A 17,529-nucleotide genomic window follows, 5' to 3' on the forward strand; every position below is an offset into this window, starting at 1 on the left:
AAAGCATCCGTTACTTAAAGAAGAGTGATACAAAAATAAAGCCAATTATGATTATAAGAATAAGAATTCCTGTACTTTTCCATCCCATACTGCCTACAAAATCTGGAAGTCCTCCACCGTGAAGACTCCCACCAGGATTCCTTTTTAGTTCTTCTTGTCTTAGTCTTTCTCTTCTTCTTTCAGGTGTTTCTTTATCTTCACTCATTTGAACCCCCCCTGTAAATTAAACAATCATCTCTTCTGAATTTTACCACAAATAACCATTATCCTTGTTGAACTATCCTGCCCCGTTAGTTGCATAAAGAAAAAGGCTAACACTATTAAAGTCTCGTCTCTTTCGCTTTAGCGTAAATAGTGGAACGTGGAAGGCCTGTCATTTTAGCTATCTCATTTACACTTAATCCGTTAGATTCTCTCTCCTGAAACAGCTTCAAAGCCTTTTTAACGTCCTTCTCGTCCTTTCCTTTACGTCCCATATGAGTTCCTTTAGCTTTTGCCCTTTCACGTCCCTCAGTGGTCCTATCTTTGATTAAATCACGTTCAAACTCAGCAATAGCCCCCAGCATAGTAAACATTAGCTTTCCAGATGGTGTACTAAAATCAATCTGTTCTTTGATGAATACTAAAGCTATTCCCCGTTCTTCTAGTTCCTTAGCAATCTTTTGTAAATCAAATGTACTCCTAGCTAGTCTGTCTATTTTGTAAACAACCAGCTTGTCTCCTTCCCTTAAAAAGTCTAACGCCTTAATCAGTTCCTCACGATCACTTTTAGCACCACTTTGTTTCTCCATGAATATCTTCTCACAGCCATATTCTTTTAACTTCTCTTCCTGTAAATCTAATGATTGATCAATGGTGCTTACTCGTCCGTATTCATAATCACATCCGATGCGTGAAACAACTACCTTTTGGATTTATCTTTTATAGTTTTTGCTATTGCTAAAAAAATGATGATGTTAATATAGAAGTAGCTATTAGAAAAATAGAAAAAATTATAGGAGTGAAGGACAATGAGTGTACATAAAGCCCTTACGTTACATGCTCAAAAACAAAATCAACTTTTTACTAAATTTTCCCTATTAGACCAACAACGTGAAGATTATATTCAAGGAGCTATAGAATTATGTAAGGCTGAAAAGGATTTTACAACAGACCATATTAATCAAATCACTATGCAAATCAATGTTCTTGCAAACCAAAGGCTAATACCTACTCGTAAATTAGTTACCCCAGAAATGGTTCATTCATATGTGGAGTCATTAAAGTAAAATAATTTACTGATCTCTTAGTCGTAAGAAAAAGCACCGAATATCGGTGTTAACACTCGACCTCCTGACACTCATTTTATAGATGAGTGTTTTTTTATGCTCAAATCGGGGTACAGTCAGGAAAATGCGGATTTACAACGCTAAGATATTTTTCAATTAAAAAGCCCAATTTAACTCTGAATTAATAGAGAAAATTAGGCTTTTTTTGTGCAATAGGGACTGTTGGTTCGTCTGCTTATAGCTTTCCTATAGCTTTGAAACAAAGTTTGATCAAATTAATACAAGAAACCTTGATAAATGAATAAATAGAAAGGGCATGTTTTGAAAAAAAATTGATCAAAACCTGCCCTTATAATTTTTTTATTGGATATTTCATTTATAAAAAAATTGATCATTTTTGTGTTCCTTAATCAACTAACGCACCCGTTAGTTTAAGTGGAACATTTCACAAACTCGCTTGAAAATATGAGTTGTTCTTATCATTTAGGCATTCTATTTATCCATGTTCCAATAGGCTTTTGCTTCTTCCTCAAGCACCTTTAGTCTTTTGTAGTAATCAGGAAACTCGCGAAGATGAGCTAGGGCAATTTTCCCCGTTATAATAGGATCATCACCAGTTACATTTGTTTGGCTGGATATTTTTCCATGTTCCAGCTCGGTATTTACTCCCCTCCAAAACTCATCTAAATCAAACTTGCTTTTATTAAAATCAATGCCTAAAAGTAAAGCTATCGCTGCTGCTTCCTCTTTAGAAAATCTTGTTTTTACGATGTTAAAATTATTTGTTTGAATCCTATTTGGATACTTTGTTGGAGAATAGTGCATATCGCAGTCAGAACGGTGTTCCGCAACCAAAGCATCTGCTTTAGTTACATGAACCGTTCCAAATGGATGTTGTGGAGGTGCGTATATAGAATAAATTTTCAACGGGATATTACCTGTATTGGTTACATTATGCCATGTTCCAGCAGGTATCATAATGGCAGAATCATCATAAACATTTCGTACAAAGTTTAAATTATCTTTTCTCTTGCCCATTTGAACAATCCCTTGACCTTGTTCAATGCGTAAAAATTGGTCAACGTTAGGGTGAATTTCTAAACCGATATCCTCCCCAGCTTTAAGACTCATCAATGTAACTTGAAAATGATTTCCTGTCCATAATGCGGTACGGTAGTTATTGTTTTGTTTTGTAACTTCATTAATATTGATTACAAATGGTTTCTGTCCATAATCCTTTAGTCCGATTTCATTCCTTCCAATTGATGATTGAAAAAAATCAAATCGGTTAGCAACATCATGTGTAGTCCAGTATTGGGGCTGTATTACATTGTTATTTATTGGAACATTAAAATAATAAGGATTTGGATATTGATATTGATATTGATATTGGTGGGGATACGAAAAAGGGGCATCATACATTTTTCTCAACGCCTTCAAAGATTTTTTAAATTATCCTATTCACTATGTTAAGGAAATGTACTAATACTCAGGGTTACCAATTAAAGAAATTGATTAGCCGTTAACATTTGCTCAATTTAATGGAACAATTCGAATAAGGAAATTCCCTTCTGCACTATCCTGCCCCTTTAGTGCCATAAGATAAAGGCTGTTCATTAACAATTGAGGTTATAAATATATCTAAAAGTCTCATATTTTCCATACTTGATAACAGTTTTAAATTCTTCCCCACCATTTTTATCCTTTAACAAAGCATCCATCTTATCATCTTTAATATTGTAATGTCTCTTATTCAGAAAGCCTACACTTCGGATTGTTGGATGGTCTAAAATTGGTGATAGGTCACCATCTAACACATTAGTATCAACAAATCTAAAGTCAATTAGATTAGGAAATTGATTTAAAAAATCCAAATTCTTAATGGGACCGCAAGAATTAAGGCACAGAACCCGAAGATTTTTCAGAGAGAATATTTCGTCATTTGGTACAAATTTCTTAGATTGATTAATATGTAAATGTTCTAACGTATTGGCTAATCCATACAAACCAAAATCATTTTGTAATTTAGTACAATAATGTAGTTCTAAACGCTTTAAATTATTCATTTTTTCCATCCCAAGGAAATCTTGTATATTGGACCAGTTTAATTCTAGATAGAGGAGATTTTCAGGAATACCAACAAAGTTACCCTGCTTATTCTTTTTATGATGCCACAGAGTTAAATACTCAATTTTTTCAAACTGCATCTCATTAAACTTATTTTCTTTCAAGTTTAAGTAAGACTGAAGATTATCTGGTATTTGTTCAAACCAAATCGTATTATTTCTCCAGTTATCCATTTTGAATCGCCCCTATATTCGCCATTATTTCTTTTATCTTATCATTTGAACTTATTAAACTAACTGCCCCTTTAGTTGCATAAATAAAAAGCGGCCTTAACGACAGCTCTGATCTTCACCTAACGCACTTGTTAGTTGATTAAGAACTACATAAAATCATTCTAATTGTTTTTATATTAATATTTTTCTACAATGGCACCTATACTTGATGCCTTTACATAAGGTTGTCCTTGTAATAATAGTAAATTTTCTTTTGTTCCAGTAACAACTACACCTATAATCAAACCATCTTTTTGGCGATTACTTATGAATTGGTAGTCATTCTCATTAGATTTCTTTAAACGGTTTAAGAAGTCTGATTCACTTTTCACATTAGATGTACTTAATGCTTGTCCTAACTTTGAAGATGGGTCTGATATTCCGAATAACCATTGTCCTGATTCAGGAGCATCTCTAAAATCGGATTTTTCCGAGTAGTTATTTACCCAAAACCACGTTGGTTTGATTGAATTAGGCATCATTTTTTTAACTTCATTTAATGAATAACTCTTGTCAAAGGAGATTGCCATTTCGATATATTTATCGTTTGGGTATTCTTTGAGTTTTAATAAATCATTAGAATATGTTTTGTATTTGAATTGCGGGACATAATATAACATTTCCCTTTGTCCACTTGGAAAGTTTAGTTGAGTGGTATCATCAATCTTTGTACTGGAAGATGAAAACGATGTTGAATAAAATCCCTTTAATCCATAATTCACCTCTTGGGAATCCCAAGGAATTACTTTATTTTCAATAACTTTATACACTTCCCGTTTAATAGTTCCTTTAAATAACCCTATATCTATCGTTTCCGTTTTTATTATTGTATTAGGAGCTTTCATTATTGCATCTCTTATAATTAGATTAGAAGCTATTTCACTACCTTTTTTATTCATCCACCAAGTATTAGCCCTATAAACACCAAAAACTATAAGAATACATACAATTGCAGATATTAGAAGTGTCCTCAAGAAAGTAATACGTTTTGCCTTTTTCAATGTTTTATCTAAAGAGTTTTCATCAAAAATTGATTTCAAGTTTTCTTCATTTTGATCTTTCATTTTCTTCCCTCCAATATATTTCTTTAAATTTTGCTCTTGCACGGGCTAAATATGTTTTCACTCCACTTGGTTTCATTTCTAGATAATCTGCAATCTGTTGATAAGACCATTCCAAATCGTATTTAAGAAGGAGTAATTGCTTAAATATCAATGGTAGGCGTTCAAGAGTATTTTTTAATTGGTTTTGATTTTCTTTTGTAATCATTAAATCCTCAATCAATTTTGAATTAGATACAAGATTTTCGTCTAATAGTAGGAATTTTGATTTTTGATTTTTTCGACAGTAATCATAATACAAATTTATCGCTACCTTAAAAAGCCAAGCTTTATATTTGTCGGTATCAATTGACTCAATATGTATCATCGACTTGTAAACTGATTCTTGGACAATGTCTTTTGCTGTCTCCGAATCAGCACCTTGCTTTTTTAAATAGAAATATAGCTCATTCATTACCTTAATTAACTGGTCATTCGAGAACCGACTCTTCAAGAATTTCCCTCCTCCCGTCTTTATAACGTAAGAAGAGCTAAAAAGTATACAGTATCTTTAAAATTATCACGAAAAAAAGCGATTCATCAATCTAAGAATCGCATCTAGTCTATTAACTATTTCTTGTTAAACTATCCTCTGCCCCGTTAGTTGCATAAAGAAAAAGCTGCCTTAAAGACAGCTCCGATCTTCAGCTAACGCACCAGTTAGTTCTATAAGAAAAACGACACCTCTTATTGAAGTATCGTACCCGTTAGCTGAATAAGAGCTATCGGCTATCTAACAATATATTTAATTTAATTAATGATTCATTTATATCTTTTCTTAGTTGTTGTTCAGAAATTTCAAAGGAAGTCTCTTGTCCAGGAAGACACTCGTGCCAGTAACAATCTGCTGTCTCAAACACCCCATTCAGTATTTCAAAAAACGTCTCATCGAACTTATCATTCCACTTTATGAAATTTTTCATATAACGTGTTTGAAATTCATCTGCAGAAATCTTCCTCTCTAAAAAATCCACCATTATATTCTTATATTTGTTTATGAACATTTTTATCCCCTCTCAATAGAGAATCCAAAGGTAAATTAGTGATATTATAACATTTCTTAATGAACTATCCTTCCCCGTTAGTTGCATAAAGAAAAAGCTGCCTTAAAGACAGCTCCGATCTTCAGCTAACGCACCATTTAGTTGAATAATAATTATTCGTTTTCTTCAATTAGATTTCCATCTTTATCATAATATTTATAATTCCGAAATGTATATTCATTTTTATCGGTTTGAGGAAAGTCCATCCAGTTAACAGTTGCCTCATTAGGAGTAAACTCTTGCTCTAATTTCTCTCCATTTATAGTTACTTGCATTTTAGCAATTTCATTTTCATTATTAGTAACAAACATAAACATAGGAAGGTCAGGCATGAAAGAACTAAATGTCTCGTTATCCATAACTTCTATATGATTCCATTTATAGTTACTATCTTTATTTTTATTAAATTGAATATAGCCCGGACTATCGTTAGATAAAAATGCTACAACTCTTAAGTCATTAAAATCTTTTATCTCTAGAATTTCAATTGATTTATTTCCATATCCCTCAATTGAGTTAATCACTTTCACTATGGACTCTTTATCATTTCCATATAACTGCTTAGTACCATTAAAATAAAATATTAAAATTACAACAAATAGTAAAATAGCAACTGTGGTAAATCCTAAATTCCTTTTATTCAACAATCTTCCCCCTTCGAGAACACTCTTTATAACTCTTATTTTCTTTAACTATCCTGCACCCCATTACTTAAATGACTACCACATCGGTTCATCCTTGTTACTTAGCTTATATATAAATGGCATCAAAATAATAACCAAAGCATAAACAACTATTTCAAAAGCTAAGACATAACCTTTAGGGACACCAAATGATACTACTGGTACAATCAATAAAGATATAAATATAAATAGGCTTAATAGCTTTCTAGATTTCTTGGAAACGTATTGTGATGAACCACAGGATAGACATCTTAACTTTTTTTTAAAGGTAAACATTTTAAAAAAAGCCTCTATCCAACCCCATTTATTGCCACAGTGCTGACAGATTGGCATTTGAAACAACCTCCTTTTAAATAAATCCATATTACAAATTATATTATTTATACCTGAACTGACCTGCCTCTTTAGTTCCATAAGAAAAGGCTCGCAGCAACTCCTGTTAATGAAGTAAAGCACCTGGCTCAGAGCCTTTTATACTCTAAACGTCGTCATTTAAATGGATTATTCCATTAAAGCTCCCTTGTACGGAATAAGTTCAAATTATCCATCCATTGAAAACCATACCCAAGTTGATAACAATGTGAAAAACTATGGATGGATATATACTATTGGTCTTTAAAACTACGATTGCGTAGAAAAGCCCTCCGAAAGAAAAAAGTAAGCTTATTATTACAGGAATTCCAATTGATATATGTAGTAACCCGAATCCGATACTGGTTATTACGACAGCATAAAAGGTGGAAACATTTCTTTTTAAACTTGATAACATAATACCTCTCCAAATTACCTCTTCAAGTGTAGCGTTTATGATGGCAAACAATATACCGAAAAGTAATATTGTTTTTAAATCGCTCATTTCTTGATTAAATAATGGTATAAGTATTGTGCTCGATACCATTAGCCCAATAAGTAAAAAATACGGTAATTTAATTGTATGAAACGGCATTGTGATACGTCTGTGCCAATCTGGTAATAGTGCGAAGAAAAATATCTTCTGCTTAGATAACATTAGTGAAATCACTGTTCCAATCATAATAAACATAAGCAAACTTCTGTTTATTATGGTTTTCATTTCTATGGATATGCTCCATTCATTGATGTAGTTGCTTCCAAGTTGATACACCAATGTACCTAATAAGAAGAACATAAACAAGGAAACTGATGAACGGTATTTATTAGTTGAGATGTAGAGGATAAGCAAGAATATAAGTGGTAATAATCCCCAAAGAAACAACCTATATGAAAAAAGAATAATACCTGCGAAAAATAAGATTGCCAAAAATAAGAGAAAAATATTTATCCGTGAGCGATTTATGTTAATACCCCTTTTAATAAAGCACAATTCAATCGTTTCCATCTAAACGTTCAAGATAACTGCTCTTTAGCTGAATAAGCTCCTGTTTATACAATACTATAAAAAGTAAATTACCCGTTATTTCACTTAAAATCAACAAGCAATACGAAAAGAGCCTTGAACAAACAGCACACTTGAACTAAACTGCCCCTTTAGTTTCCATAAGATAAAGGCTGCCTCAGCAACCTCTCTTATAGAAGTAAAGCACCCGTTAGTTTAATAAGACTGTAAATTCCCCATAAAAAAACTGCACCTCAATTGTTAGATGATGTCTAACAATTGAGGTGCAGTTCAAGACGCAGGGATTTTATCTTGAACGAATAAACTATTTAAAAAGATGGTGGTATGCTCTGTGGAAAATGAAATAAATTTTTGGGATCATATTTCGCCTTTACTTTTTGAAGCCTTGCAAAGTTTGAGCCGTAATATGCTTTTCCGAAATTCTCAATATTTTGGTCTGGAACATTAACATATGAACCTGTTACATATGGCTTTATCAGCTTACGTACCCTTTCAACTGATGCAAGATTCATAGCTTCTTGTGATTTATTTTCCCAACTAGCAGTCCATTCCACATAAAACAATGGATTACGCCAAAAGAAGGCTGTTTTGTCGCTAGGTACTCTGCTTAAAGCACCACCCCAATTTATAAAAAAGAAATTGGATTCTGTCCCAGTGGCTTCCTCCAAAAATTTTCTCATGATTGAAATTGGTTTTTCCGGCCAAAGATTAAGTCCCCAAGCCGAGGAGAATTTAACATTCTGATCAGATCTACCAGGGATTGGTTCGTCAGGGTCTAAGAAATCTATAGCGTCTGGATAGGATAATGTTTCTATAACTATTTGTGTTGGTGTTCCAGAATTTGTTAAAGGTTTCAATAATTTAATGAGCTCAGTTTTTGAACCCTGGAAAATTCCTTCGGCATGACACAAACCATTTACTTTGCTGTAAATCTCAAGTATGCACCCTAATCGTTCGTCTACAAACGGCGCCCATTTTTGCCAAGCTTTAAATACTGTTTCCAATTGTTCCCACGGCCAAATGATATTGAAGACGGTTGCAGTTTTAGGGGCAGGACGAACTTTAAATGTGTATTCGGTATTATATCCAAAATTACCTCCTCCTCCGCCTCTGGAGGCCCAAAATAGATCCTTGTTTTCGTCCTTATTTGCTTGAATAATCCTGCCTTTTGCATCCACTGTTTTCAGTGCGAGGAGGTTATCACTTATAAGACCAATCGATCGTGAGAGCACTCCAAATCCACCGCCCATCGTAATTCCTCCGATGCCAACGGTTGGACTGTCTCCAAACGGAGCCATAAACCCTTTTCGAGCTAATCCTTTTACAAGCGGGCCTACGTGAATTCCTGTTTGAACGGTCGCAATTGCCTTTTTTTTATTTAAGTGCACTTTTTGCATGTCACTGACATCAATAACAATTCCTCCCTTTACTACTGAGAGGTTCTTATCAAGAGCATGACGGCCACTTCTAACACGCACGGGTACATTATTCTTACGTGCCCATTTAATTCCATTGCTTACATCAAGGGTATTTTGTGCAAAAACAAAGACAAGAGGAAAAGTATCAACATAAGGGTTCCAATTCTTAATGGCTTCTTTATAGCCGGGGTCTCCTTTGAAGATTACACGTCCTGTTAACTCTCTAGATCCCATGCATTCCACTCCCATTAAATACTTTTGTAGATTTTCAATTGTATGAATTGAGAGTTAATACTATGAAGAAAATTTAGAGAATTGGAATTTCCTTCTTCCACATGTAATCTCATATAGTTCGCTCATATGACAGTTTTTCGTATATGTTTTGCGGAATAGGTTCTTTGTCAATAAGTCGTGTTCGTCTGTTGGTTCAAGCCGTTTAGCTGGAACATGGTGAATAGTGTTTACCTTATTAGGAGGAATATGCGGTCCACCGGCTACATAGCCGGTGGCTTTTTCATTATGTAAAACAATTAGTTTTTTCCAATGCCAAAGACTGTACCTTCATTAAAAATCAAATGACAGTTCAGGCATGAATTGATTCATATGTTTTTGAATTTCGTTATATTTGTCAGACTGATCACTCAAGGTTTTCATTGGAATGATCTCATATGGCCGGTTGACCCAGGTTGGCAGGAATTTGGGATTTTGCAGTTCGATTTTCACATCATCCCCGGTTTGGATTTTCTTTACGCCAATTTGCATAATACCGCCGATGTCTTTGTAATCTCCCTGCTGGCCGGATAAGAAATTCCCAAGGGAATAAGCAACAAATGCCCGTTCGCCGTTTGGTTTTGTAAGCCATGAAACAGGCTGCAAAACGTGTGGGTGGTGGCCAATAATAATATCAGCACCTGCATTAGCTGTCGTTTGAGCAAGCAGCTTTTGTTCATCATTAGGCAACCGTTCATACTCTTTGCCGAAATGCAGACTGACCACAACGACATCTGAAACTTTCTCTGCTTCTTTAACTTCCGTCTGGATTCTCATGGTATCAATTAAATTCACAAGATGCGGCTTCCCCGCAGGAACAGGAATCCCGTTCGTTCCATACGTATAGCTGAGAAACGAAAAGGTAATATCGTTTCTTTTTAATATCCGAATGATCTTCTGGTCTTCAGACGATTGATAAGCTCCTGTATAAGGCATCCCAATACTGTTCCAGTGGTTAAGCGCATTCAAAATGGCCTTTTCTCCTCGGTCAAGTGTATGGTTATTGGCGATTGTCACGAGATCAACCCCGTTTGCCTTTAGAGCATCTCCCACCTCTACTGGTGAATTAAAGGAAGGATATGAGGAAAGCCCTATTTCTTTCCCGCCAATCATCGTTTCCTGATTAGCCACCGTAATATCCGTTTTTCCCAGATAGGGCTTCACAAATCGGAACATCGGATTAAAGTCATACGAGCCGTTTGACTTGCGGGCGGGTATATACACCCTATCGTGAATTAAAATATCTCCCACAGCGCCTATGGTTGCTGCAGTTACTTTTTGTTTCGGAACAGGTGTATGAGCGTTAGATGAAGCGTTTTCGGGTTTAAGTTTCTTTTTATTTTCTGCCTTTGTTTCCGAGACTTTTGGTTCCTCTTGAAATTGACCTTTTACAAATGGTGCAAGAATCCATAACAAACACATAAATGTAGCTAGAAACACTAGTATTCTTTTCATGGCAATGCTACCTCCTACTATTATAGTAGGGTGTTTTTAGGAAATAACAACAAAAATATCTATTTGATATTTAAAATGAACACATCATTTGTTTGAAACAGAGTACGAAATAGGAAAAAAGGTTAGCCATATCATGTGTTGCTATGTCAGATGTGCTTGCTATCTCATCAGTCGTATACAAAGCATTTCCGTTTGACGCAGTCCATTCCAAAAGGATACTTAAAGCAAATCGCAAACGAAGCGAATGATGAATAGACTTACTAGAAGTGAGCGAACTTGTCACTGTTCAACGAATGGCTAATTTTAAAAATGGGCACCAATCATATGTGACCACTTTGGATATCGGATAAAAGCCCTTCTCATATAGAGAGGGGCTTTTTTCATTTGCCACATTCAGTCCAACAATTATCGTTCACGGGATCATGTCCCTCGCATCCGTCCATCCTACCTTGGCTACTGATATAATAGGTTCCATTAAAAAAAGGTCAACCAGTAAAATAAACTGGCTAACCTTATAATACGAACACACCTGTTTGTTAATTAAAGACTTACTAAAACCAACACCCTCGTTTTCATAATTGGGATGAAAGGATCTCAGTGGTTGAGGCCATTATTTATCCGCGGGATTTTCCACCTGAAATATTAACGGTTGTACCTGTAATATAACTAGAACGGTCTGAAGCTAGATAAGTGACCAATTCACCAATTTCATCCAATTTACCAGGTCGTCCAAGTGGTATCGTTTTGCTGTAATCTGTTCCAAGACCTTCTACTGTCACTCCACGTGTGTAAGCTAATGCTTCATTATAAGCGTCTGTTGTTAAACCTGTTTGCTCATTGATCCCTGGCGCAACACCGACTACGCGGATGTTGAATATCCCCAGCTCTTTTGCCCAAGAACGGGTAAAGCCATTGACAGCACCTTTTGTTGCCGAATAAACACTTTGTCCAGAAGATCCTTCCATACCTGCCTCGGAAGAAATATTAATGATAACGCCTTTATTATTTTTCACCATTACTCTCGCAACTGCCTGAGCACAAAGGTAAGGTCCTTTTTGATTGACGGCAACCATGAAATCAAAGTCCTTTTCACTTAACTCATACTCTGGCTTTTCGCCACGGAAATCAACAAGTAAACGTGGTAAGTTTACACCAGCATTATTAACTAAAATATCTACAGTTCCAAATAACTCGGTGGCTATGGTGACCATATTTTCAACGCTTTCTTTATTGGTAACGTCGCATTGGATATGATATGTTCCATCAGTTTGTTCGCCAGTATTTACATTTAGATCGGAAACAATCACCTTTGTACCGTTCTTTACTAAATGCGCTGTAATTTTCGAGCCAATTCCAGAGGCACCACCCGTAACAATTGCCACTTTATTTTCTAATTGAGGCCATGATTCATTCATTCTTTTTCCTCCTTATTATATATAGAGTCGAGAATCATAGGTGAAATTTAAAAATGAGTAACAAACTCTAAATTTTTTATTCTCGTTTTGGCTGTGTTGACTCTTACTAAATGCAATTTTCCGGTGAGGGAACTTCCCTCTTCTTGCATTCAATTATTCTATATAAATCTTTGATAAGCTTATTTTTTCAAGATTTGAAGAGTTGTCCCTGCTTGCGGCATTTGAATATCTCTTTCTTCAAGATGTATAGTGCCAGGTAATTCTGCCGTTTCAGAACCATTGAATTTTAACGTGATATGTCCAAGTGAACCTAAATTCTTTTTCACCACGTCACCTACAGAGGTAATGGTATATTGCTGATTGCCTAAGACGAGAATGTCATCCTTTTCGATTTCTCCATTAATTTCATTTACATCAATTAATAGGCAATAATCCGCTAATTCACTCGGGGCATTTGCTCCGAATAGGATGAACATTTTATCTCCAAGAAAATCAGAGACAGATGGACCAAGTTGGTTAATTTTAGTTTGATAAACTGTCTGCACAAGAAACTCCTCCAATTCTTTGCTTTACAACATTCATTCAGAATCTATTCTAGTAATTATTCATACAAACCGAAGCTTGCGAGCCAAGCAATAAAAACGGTTGGTGCTCCGGTTAAAAAACGTCCGTACAATACGGAAGGAACTCCGACTTCAATGGTTTCCACTTCTGCCTCTGCTAAACCTAGCCCAACTGGAACAAAATCAGCTCCAGCCTGTGAGTTAATCGCGAAAAGCGCTGGCAATGCAAGGTGCGGAGGGATATTTCCTTTTCCAATTTCCACTCCAATTAATGTCCCAATGACCTGTGAAATAACAGCTCCCGGTCCCAAGAATGGTGATAATAATGGGAATGAGCAAATTAAAGAGATTAAGAGCAAGCCCGGCAAAGATCCTGCAAATGGTGATAAATATTGTGCGAACACATCCCCAATTCCAGATGCTTTAATCACCCCGATTAACATGGCCACAAAAGCCATAAACGGTAAAATTGTTTTAATGACAGTATCTATCGTGTCACGGCCAGCCTGATAAAAGACATTGACGATGGAACCCATCGCCATCCCAATGCGTGTTATGACGCCTTTAGGCTTTCTTTGTTCACTAATTTTTTTATCTGCGCTATACTTAGGTTTAGAAATTGTTTTTTCAATTTGTCCGTTAGCATTGTTCACATTGGATGTTGGAGGTGTTGCAGCACCTTCATACAATTCAATGTTTTGAGGCTTTACTCCAGAAACGTAAATGTCCTCGGTAATGTGCATTGCTAACGGGCCACTTTGTCCAGTAGGCATGATATTGATCGTCATGATTCTTTTTTTGGGGTATAAGCCACATCGGAGCGTTCCGCCACAATCAATGATGACACACGCCATTTCATCCTCGGGTACACTCGTTTTAAAACCGTCGACTAATTCACAGCCTGTTAATTCTGCAATGGTGTCTGCAATATCCGGTCTTGTTCCGCCTGTTACATATACCACTTTATTTTTTTCTTCTGTCGGTGAAATCACTAGTGGCCCGCCAAATCCGCCTTGCCCTGCATTGACGACAATTGACTTGTACTTCGTAACCGTTTGATTCATTCCTTTCCCCTCCTTAGAGATCCACTGTTTCTTTCAATTTAACGCCTTGCTGTTTAGATACATAATACGTTGTTAAATCTGTTACCCAACCTCTTAAAAAGTTTGTGAAAATCCCCACCAAGAAGTAACGGAGGGCTAGTTCTGTTGTTTCAAATCCCAGTGTTGTAATTCCTGCAGCAATTCCCAAGAATACGAACAGCTCTCCTGGATTAACGTGTGGAAAAAGTCCGTTATGCGTGTGGCAGGAATAAGAAGCAGCAGCATAATAGCTTGGTTTGTATTTTTCCGGCAAAAATTTCCCAAGTGATAATGTCATTGGATTTGCCAAAGCGAACGTTCCAATTACCGGAAGAACAAAATATCTTGTAAGTGGGTTCTTACTCGATTTCTTCGCAATCAGTTCCACTCTTTCTTCTCCAACCAACCGTATAAGAGCATTCATTGCAACTAAAAGCATGATAAGGAGTGGAACAATACCTGTTACTAAATCGACAAAAGTTTCGGCACCTGCTCTAAATAAATTCATAAAGCCATCTGCTGCATTTGTAAGCCAATCCATTCAATTCACCTCAATAATTCCTATTTTTTTGATAAGAGTAAATCAATCCAGCCTTTCTTAACCTTCAATTCACCCCCTTTAGAGATAATATGATAGCTGTTCAGTGCATCCTCAATGGCTAACCTTGTTAACTTATTTACTTTATGAAAATCCTCTTCACCGAGGTGTAAGAGATTTTTCCCTTCAAATCCTTTTAAGTTCCTTACTCTTGAAAGCACGGTTACTCCCTGCATTTTGGCAGCTTTCAATATGTTGTTTTCTCGGTCAATTGCAAACATTACGACAGTGCCAGATTTAAAAAGTCCCGTTCTTTTCCCAATCGCGACCCTTCCAAGCTTTCTCAACTCTGCATACCTTTTATTGAAATGCTTGATTTGCAAAAATCCAAAAATGCTTTGAAGGAGCCAAGAAAAGCCAATTAATATAATGACATACCATAGCATTTTGATTTCCTCTTTTCATATGAACTGAATCTTACATCTTGTTCCGTTACAATCAGATAATTAATCCATACTTCCTAAGATAAGGATGTTCCATTTTCTTCTATGATTTCAATGATTTCATTTGCCGTTTCCTCAGTGGTGATCAGAGTGTTAATGTATCCTCCTCTTAATCCCCCAATAATGGAAGGAGCTTTTTCAACAGACTCTGCAATACCGATTGAGTATGGAATATTTTTTAGTTTTTCCAGCTCAATGGCTATTGTTCGATCAGATAAGTCAGATTGAATCAGGTTTCCGTCTATATCATAAAATCGTGAGCATATATCACCTATGGCACCTTGTTGATTTAAATCTTCAATTTCCCGATTGCCGCAAAAGCCAGCCCAGACTAAATTAGATGATTGGTTTGGGTTCCCAATCCCTACTACTGCAATTGTTAAGTTGTCCCAAAGCTCCGTTATTTTAGTGAAGTAGTGAGATTGAACAATGTCATCCTTTGTCTCTTTTTTTTCCACTACTGCCGCAGCATCAATAAAATAAGAAGTTCCTCCAAAATCTTCTGCAATATTATAAACAATTCTATTGACGTGATGCTTCGTATCCATAGGTCCAGGCCCGCCTACTAAAGGGACAAAATGAGCGTCTTTTTTTCCGGCGTTGGTAAATTCACCGATCAGACTGGCCATTGTGCTTCCCCAGGCACAGCCTACGACATCACCGTCTTTAATAATCCGTTTTAGTAATTCAGCCCCGGCCATCGCAACCACTTTCTTTTTATCCAGTTCGGTACTGTCTCTTTTTTCAGGAACGATAATTACTTCTTTTAAGCCAAACAACTTTTCCAATTGACGTTCCAATTCAAAAGCTCCATCAATATCGCTGCTGACAGTAATTTTAACTACACCATCTTCCCTTGCTTTTTTTAAAAGTCTGCTGACGGATGTTCGGTATATACCTAATTCTTTTGAAATGGCGCCTTGCGTCATATCTTCTTCATAGTACATTTGCGCAATTTTAACTAAGAGCCTTTTTTCTTCTCTTTTATCCATTTCGTCACTTCCTTTTTAAATATGCACATTTGTGCAACCATAATCATTTGTGCTTTATTGAATTTAGTATACGCTTACAAAAATAGCTACGTCAACAAAAAAATACCACTTGTGCAAATTTTTAAAAAATTATGTCATTTGTGCTTGTTGTGGACATATAAAAGCCAAAAAAAAATGAAGCAGCTCCATTGGATCGGGCTGCTTCATTTCTATTATCAAAAGTATTTATAAAGAGAAAAGCAACAACTCGAACGTTCCTTTTCCAATTTATCCAATTCGGAATTTTGTAGGCCAGGAAAACTTCAACCTAAAAAAAGTCGAATTCCTTACTATTCTAAGGATCCGACTTTTTTTATGAGGGCTCTTAACAGTTATAAAAATTGACTGGTATCTATCCTAGTGGAACTTTTCCCCTTAACCTGTTTTAACGTCGCCACTATAAGAAAGCTAACAATCACTAATAAGAGCCATGAACTCACCTTTCCTAGATGAACCAGACTCCATGCATCGGTTTGGTTTGGATATTCCCACGCCCCAAAGAATGTTGCGATATTTTCGGCTATCCATATAAAAAATCCGATGAGCACAAAAGAAAGCGCTAGTGGCATTCGGTAACGAGTTCCATCAACCTCGTATGTGACCCATGATTGCCAAAAGACGATAATGACAAGTCCAGATAACCACCAACGAACGTCAATCCAATAATGGTGGGTGAAAAAATTCAAATAAATCGCAGCTGCAAGAGGTACAACTACCAAAAACGGTGGCCACTTAACCAGTTCAACCTTAAGCCTCCTCCACGCCTGGCAAAGATAACTCGCTACACTTGCGTACATGAATCCGCTATACAAAGGCACTCCAAAAATTTTTAAATAGCCTTCCTCTGGATAAGACCAGGAGCCCATATGTACCTTGAAAAGTTCAAGAGCAAGTCCAATAAGGTGGAACAATGTGATAACCTTTAGCTCATCCCGTGTTTCAAGTCCAGAACGCACCATCCACCACTGCATCAGAAGGCAGATGATGAGCAGCCAGTCATACCGTGACAGGAAGGGAAGCGGCATGATTTTTGTAAAAGCCAAAGAGGCAAAAATAACGACAGGAAACAAACATGATAGGGCCTGCTCCCAACCAAAACGAACGAGTTGTTTTAGTGCTCTCATGATTGGTGCCCCCATTTTTGAATCGTTAAATTCATGAGTAACTCCCCTTTTTAAAAATCTTTCTTTTCCTTTCAATGTTGCATTTCCCCACTTTATTAATCTTTTGTGCCGTCATCATTTCGGTATTCTAAAATATCTCCGGGTTGACATTCTAAAGCCTTACAAATCGCCTCTAAAGTTGATAATCGAATCGCTTTTGCCTTGCCATTTTTCAATATGGAAAGATTAGCCATCGTGATTCCAACCCTCTCAGAAAGTTCTGTAACGCTCATTTTCCTTTTAGCCAGCATCACATCAATATTGATTATAATTGCCATATTAT

Annotated in this window: 21 protein-coding genes and 1 pseudogene; 1 reads left to right on the forward strand and 21 read right to left on the reverse strand. The window is 36.2% G+C overall.

What is annotated here, in order from left to right; all coding sequences use genetic code 11:
• Window positions 1-10 precede the first annotated feature (10 nt).
• Together ACDZ29_RS06235 and ACDZ29_RS06240 are read right to left on the reverse strand one after the other, a co-directional pair.
• Window positions 11-205 (reverse strand): DUF6366 family protein, encoded by a 195-nt coding sequence (locus tag ACDZ29_RS06235; protein ID WP_370016473.1) that lies wholly within the window; start codon window positions 203-205, stop codon window positions 11-13.
• Window positions 206-320: 115 nt separating this feature from the next.
• Window positions 321-890, reverse strand: coding sequence for a recombinase family protein (locus tag ACDZ29_RS06240; protein ID WP_375091106.1), 570 nt, complete (start codon window positions 888-890; stop codon window positions 321-323).
• 120 nt (window positions 891-1,010) lie between these two features.
• Here ACDZ29_RS06240 and ACDZ29_RS06245 point away from each other — a divergent pair, with 120 nt between their 5' ends.
• On the forward strand, window positions 1,011-1,268 hold the full coding sequence (locus ACDZ29_RS06245) for a DUF2533 family protein (protein ID WP_057277283.1): 258 nt from the start codon (window positions 1,011-1,013) through the stop codon (window positions 1,266-1,268).
• Window positions 1,269-1,760: 492 nt separating this feature from the next.
• Here ACDZ29_RS06245 and ACDZ29_RS06250 read toward each other — a convergent pair whose 3' ends face one another.
• From ACDZ29_RS06250 to ACDZ29_RS06340, 19 genes and pseudogenes are all read right to left on the reverse strand, one after another.
• Window positions 1,761-2,093 carry a DUF5661 family protein gene (locus ACDZ29_RS06250; RefSeq protein WP_375091107.1) on the reverse strand — a complete coding sequence of 111 codons (333 nt, stop codon included), beginning with the start codon at window positions 2,091-2,093 and terminating at the stop codon, window positions 1,761-1,763.
• An 18-nt stretch (window positions 2,094-2,111) separates the two neighbouring features.
• Window positions 2,112-2,690 (reverse strand): annotated as a pseudogene (locus tag ACDZ29_RS06255) (cupin domain-containing protein); the annotation flags it as partial.
• Between the two features lie 194 nt (window positions 2,691-2,884).
• Window positions 2,885-3,568, reverse strand: coding sequence for a hypothetical protein (locus ACDZ29_RS06260; RefSeq protein ID WP_375090401.1), 684 nt, complete (start codon window positions 3,566-3,568; stop codon window positions 2,885-2,887).
• Between the two features lie 176 nt (window positions 3,569-3,744).
• A complete protein-coding gene (locus ACDZ29_RS06265) occupies window positions 3,745-4,671 on the reverse strand; it encodes an anti sigma factor C-terminal domain-containing protein (RefSeq protein WP_375090402.1) in 927 nt (308 codons plus the stop codon).
• Entirely contained in the window at window positions 4,655-5,161 is a 507-nt protein-coding gene (locus ACDZ29_RS06270) for an RNA polymerase sigma factor (protein ID WP_375090403.1), read from the reverse strand. Before ACDZ29_RS06270 ends, ACDZ29_RS06265 begins: the two co-directional genes overlap by 17 nt.
• A 268-nt stretch (window positions 5,162-5,429) precedes the next feature.
• Window positions 5,430-5,684, reverse strand: coding sequence for a colicin immunity domain-containing protein (locus tag ACDZ29_RS06275; RefSeq protein ID WP_375090404.1), 255 nt, complete (start codon window positions 5,682-5,684; stop codon window positions 5,430-5,432).
• Window positions 5,685-5,863: 179 nt separating this feature from the next.
• Window positions 5,864-6,394, reverse strand: a complete 531-nt coding sequence (locus tag ACDZ29_RS06280) for a hypothetical protein (RefSeq protein ID WP_375090405.1) — start codon at window positions 6,392-6,394, stop codon at window positions 5,864-5,866.
• A 75-nt stretch (window positions 6,395-6,469) separates the two neighbouring features.
• On the reverse strand, window positions 6,470-6,766 hold the full coding sequence (locus ACDZ29_RS06285; protein ID WP_375090407.1) for a TIGR04104 family putative zinc finger protein: 297 nt from the start codon (window positions 6,764-6,766) through the stop codon (window positions 6,470-6,472).
• A gap of 202 nt (window positions 6,767-6,968) precedes the next feature.
• Window positions 6,969-7,790 (reverse strand): lysostaphin resistance A-like protein, encoded by an 822-nt coding sequence (locus ACDZ29_RS06290; protein ID WP_375090409.1) that lies wholly within the window; start codon window positions 7,788-7,790, stop codon window positions 6,969-6,971.
• A gap of 326 nt (window positions 7,791-8,116) precedes the next feature.
• A complete protein-coding gene (locus ACDZ29_RS06295) occupies window positions 8,117-9,460 on the reverse strand; it encodes an FAD-binding oxidoreductase (protein ID WP_375090410.1) in 1,344 nt (447 codons plus the stop codon).
• A gap of 330 nt (window positions 9,461-9,790) precedes the next feature.
• Window positions 9,791-10,951: a CapA family protein gene (locus tag ACDZ29_RS06300; protein WP_375090412.1), complete on the reverse strand. Its 1,161-nt coding sequence runs from the start codon at window positions 10,949-10,951 to the stop codon at window positions 9,791-9,793.
• A gap of 614 nt (window positions 10,952-11,565) precedes the next feature.
• Entirely contained in the window at window positions 11,566-12,366 is an 801-nt protein-coding gene (locus ACDZ29_RS06305; RefSeq protein ID WP_289326562.1) for an SDR family oxidoreductase, read from the reverse strand.
• Window positions 12,367-12,545: 179 nt separating this feature from the next.
• Window positions 12,546-12,911 carry a PTS glucitol/sorbitol transporter subunit IIA gene (locus ACDZ29_RS06310; protein ID WP_375090413.1) on the reverse strand — a complete coding sequence of 122 codons (366 nt, stop codon included), beginning with the start codon at window positions 12,909-12,911 and terminating at the stop codon, window positions 12,546-12,548.
• Between the two features lie 56 nt (window positions 12,912-12,967).
• Window positions 12,968-13,993, reverse strand: coding sequence for a PTS glucitol/sorbitol transporter subunit IIB (locus tag ACDZ29_RS06315; protein ID WP_375090414.1), 1,026 nt, complete (start codon window positions 13,991-13,993; stop codon window positions 12,968-12,970).
• Window positions 13,994-14,006: 13 nt separating this feature from the next.
• On the reverse strand, window positions 14,007-14,552 hold the full coding sequence (locus ACDZ29_RS06320; protein ID WP_214787058.1) for a PTS glucitol/sorbitol transporter subunit IIC: 546 nt from the start codon (window positions 14,550-14,552) through the stop codon (window positions 14,007-14,009).
• A 20-nt stretch (window positions 14,553-14,572) separates the two neighbouring features.
• On the reverse strand, window positions 14,573-14,995 hold the full coding sequence (locus ACDZ29_RS06325) for a transcriptional regulator GutM (RefSeq protein ID WP_375090415.1): 423 nt from the start codon (window positions 14,993-14,995) through the stop codon (window positions 14,573-14,575).
• Window positions 14,996-15,069: 74 nt separating this feature from the next.
• Window positions 15,070-16,044, reverse strand: coding sequence for a sugar-binding transcriptional regulator (locus tag ACDZ29_RS06330; protein ID WP_137020318.1), 975 nt, complete (start codon window positions 16,042-16,044; stop codon window positions 15,070-15,072).
• Window positions 16,045-16,415: 371 nt separating this feature from the next.
• On the reverse strand, window positions 16,416-17,207 hold the full coding sequence (locus ACDZ29_RS06335; RefSeq protein WP_375090416.1) for a DUF817 domain-containing protein: 792 nt from the start codon (window positions 17,205-17,207) through the stop codon (window positions 16,416-16,418).
• Between the two features lie 95 nt (window positions 17,208-17,302).
• Entirely contained in the window at window positions 17,303-17,524 is a 222-nt protein-coding gene (locus ACDZ29_RS06340) for a helix-turn-helix domain-containing protein (RefSeq protein ID WP_375090418.1), read from the reverse strand.
• Window positions 17,525-17,529: the final 5 nt, after the last annotated feature.

This window comes from Peribacillus sp. RS7 (assembly GCF_041956845.1).
Lineage (GTDB): Bacteria > Bacillota > Bacilli > Bacillales > DSM-1321 > Peribacillus.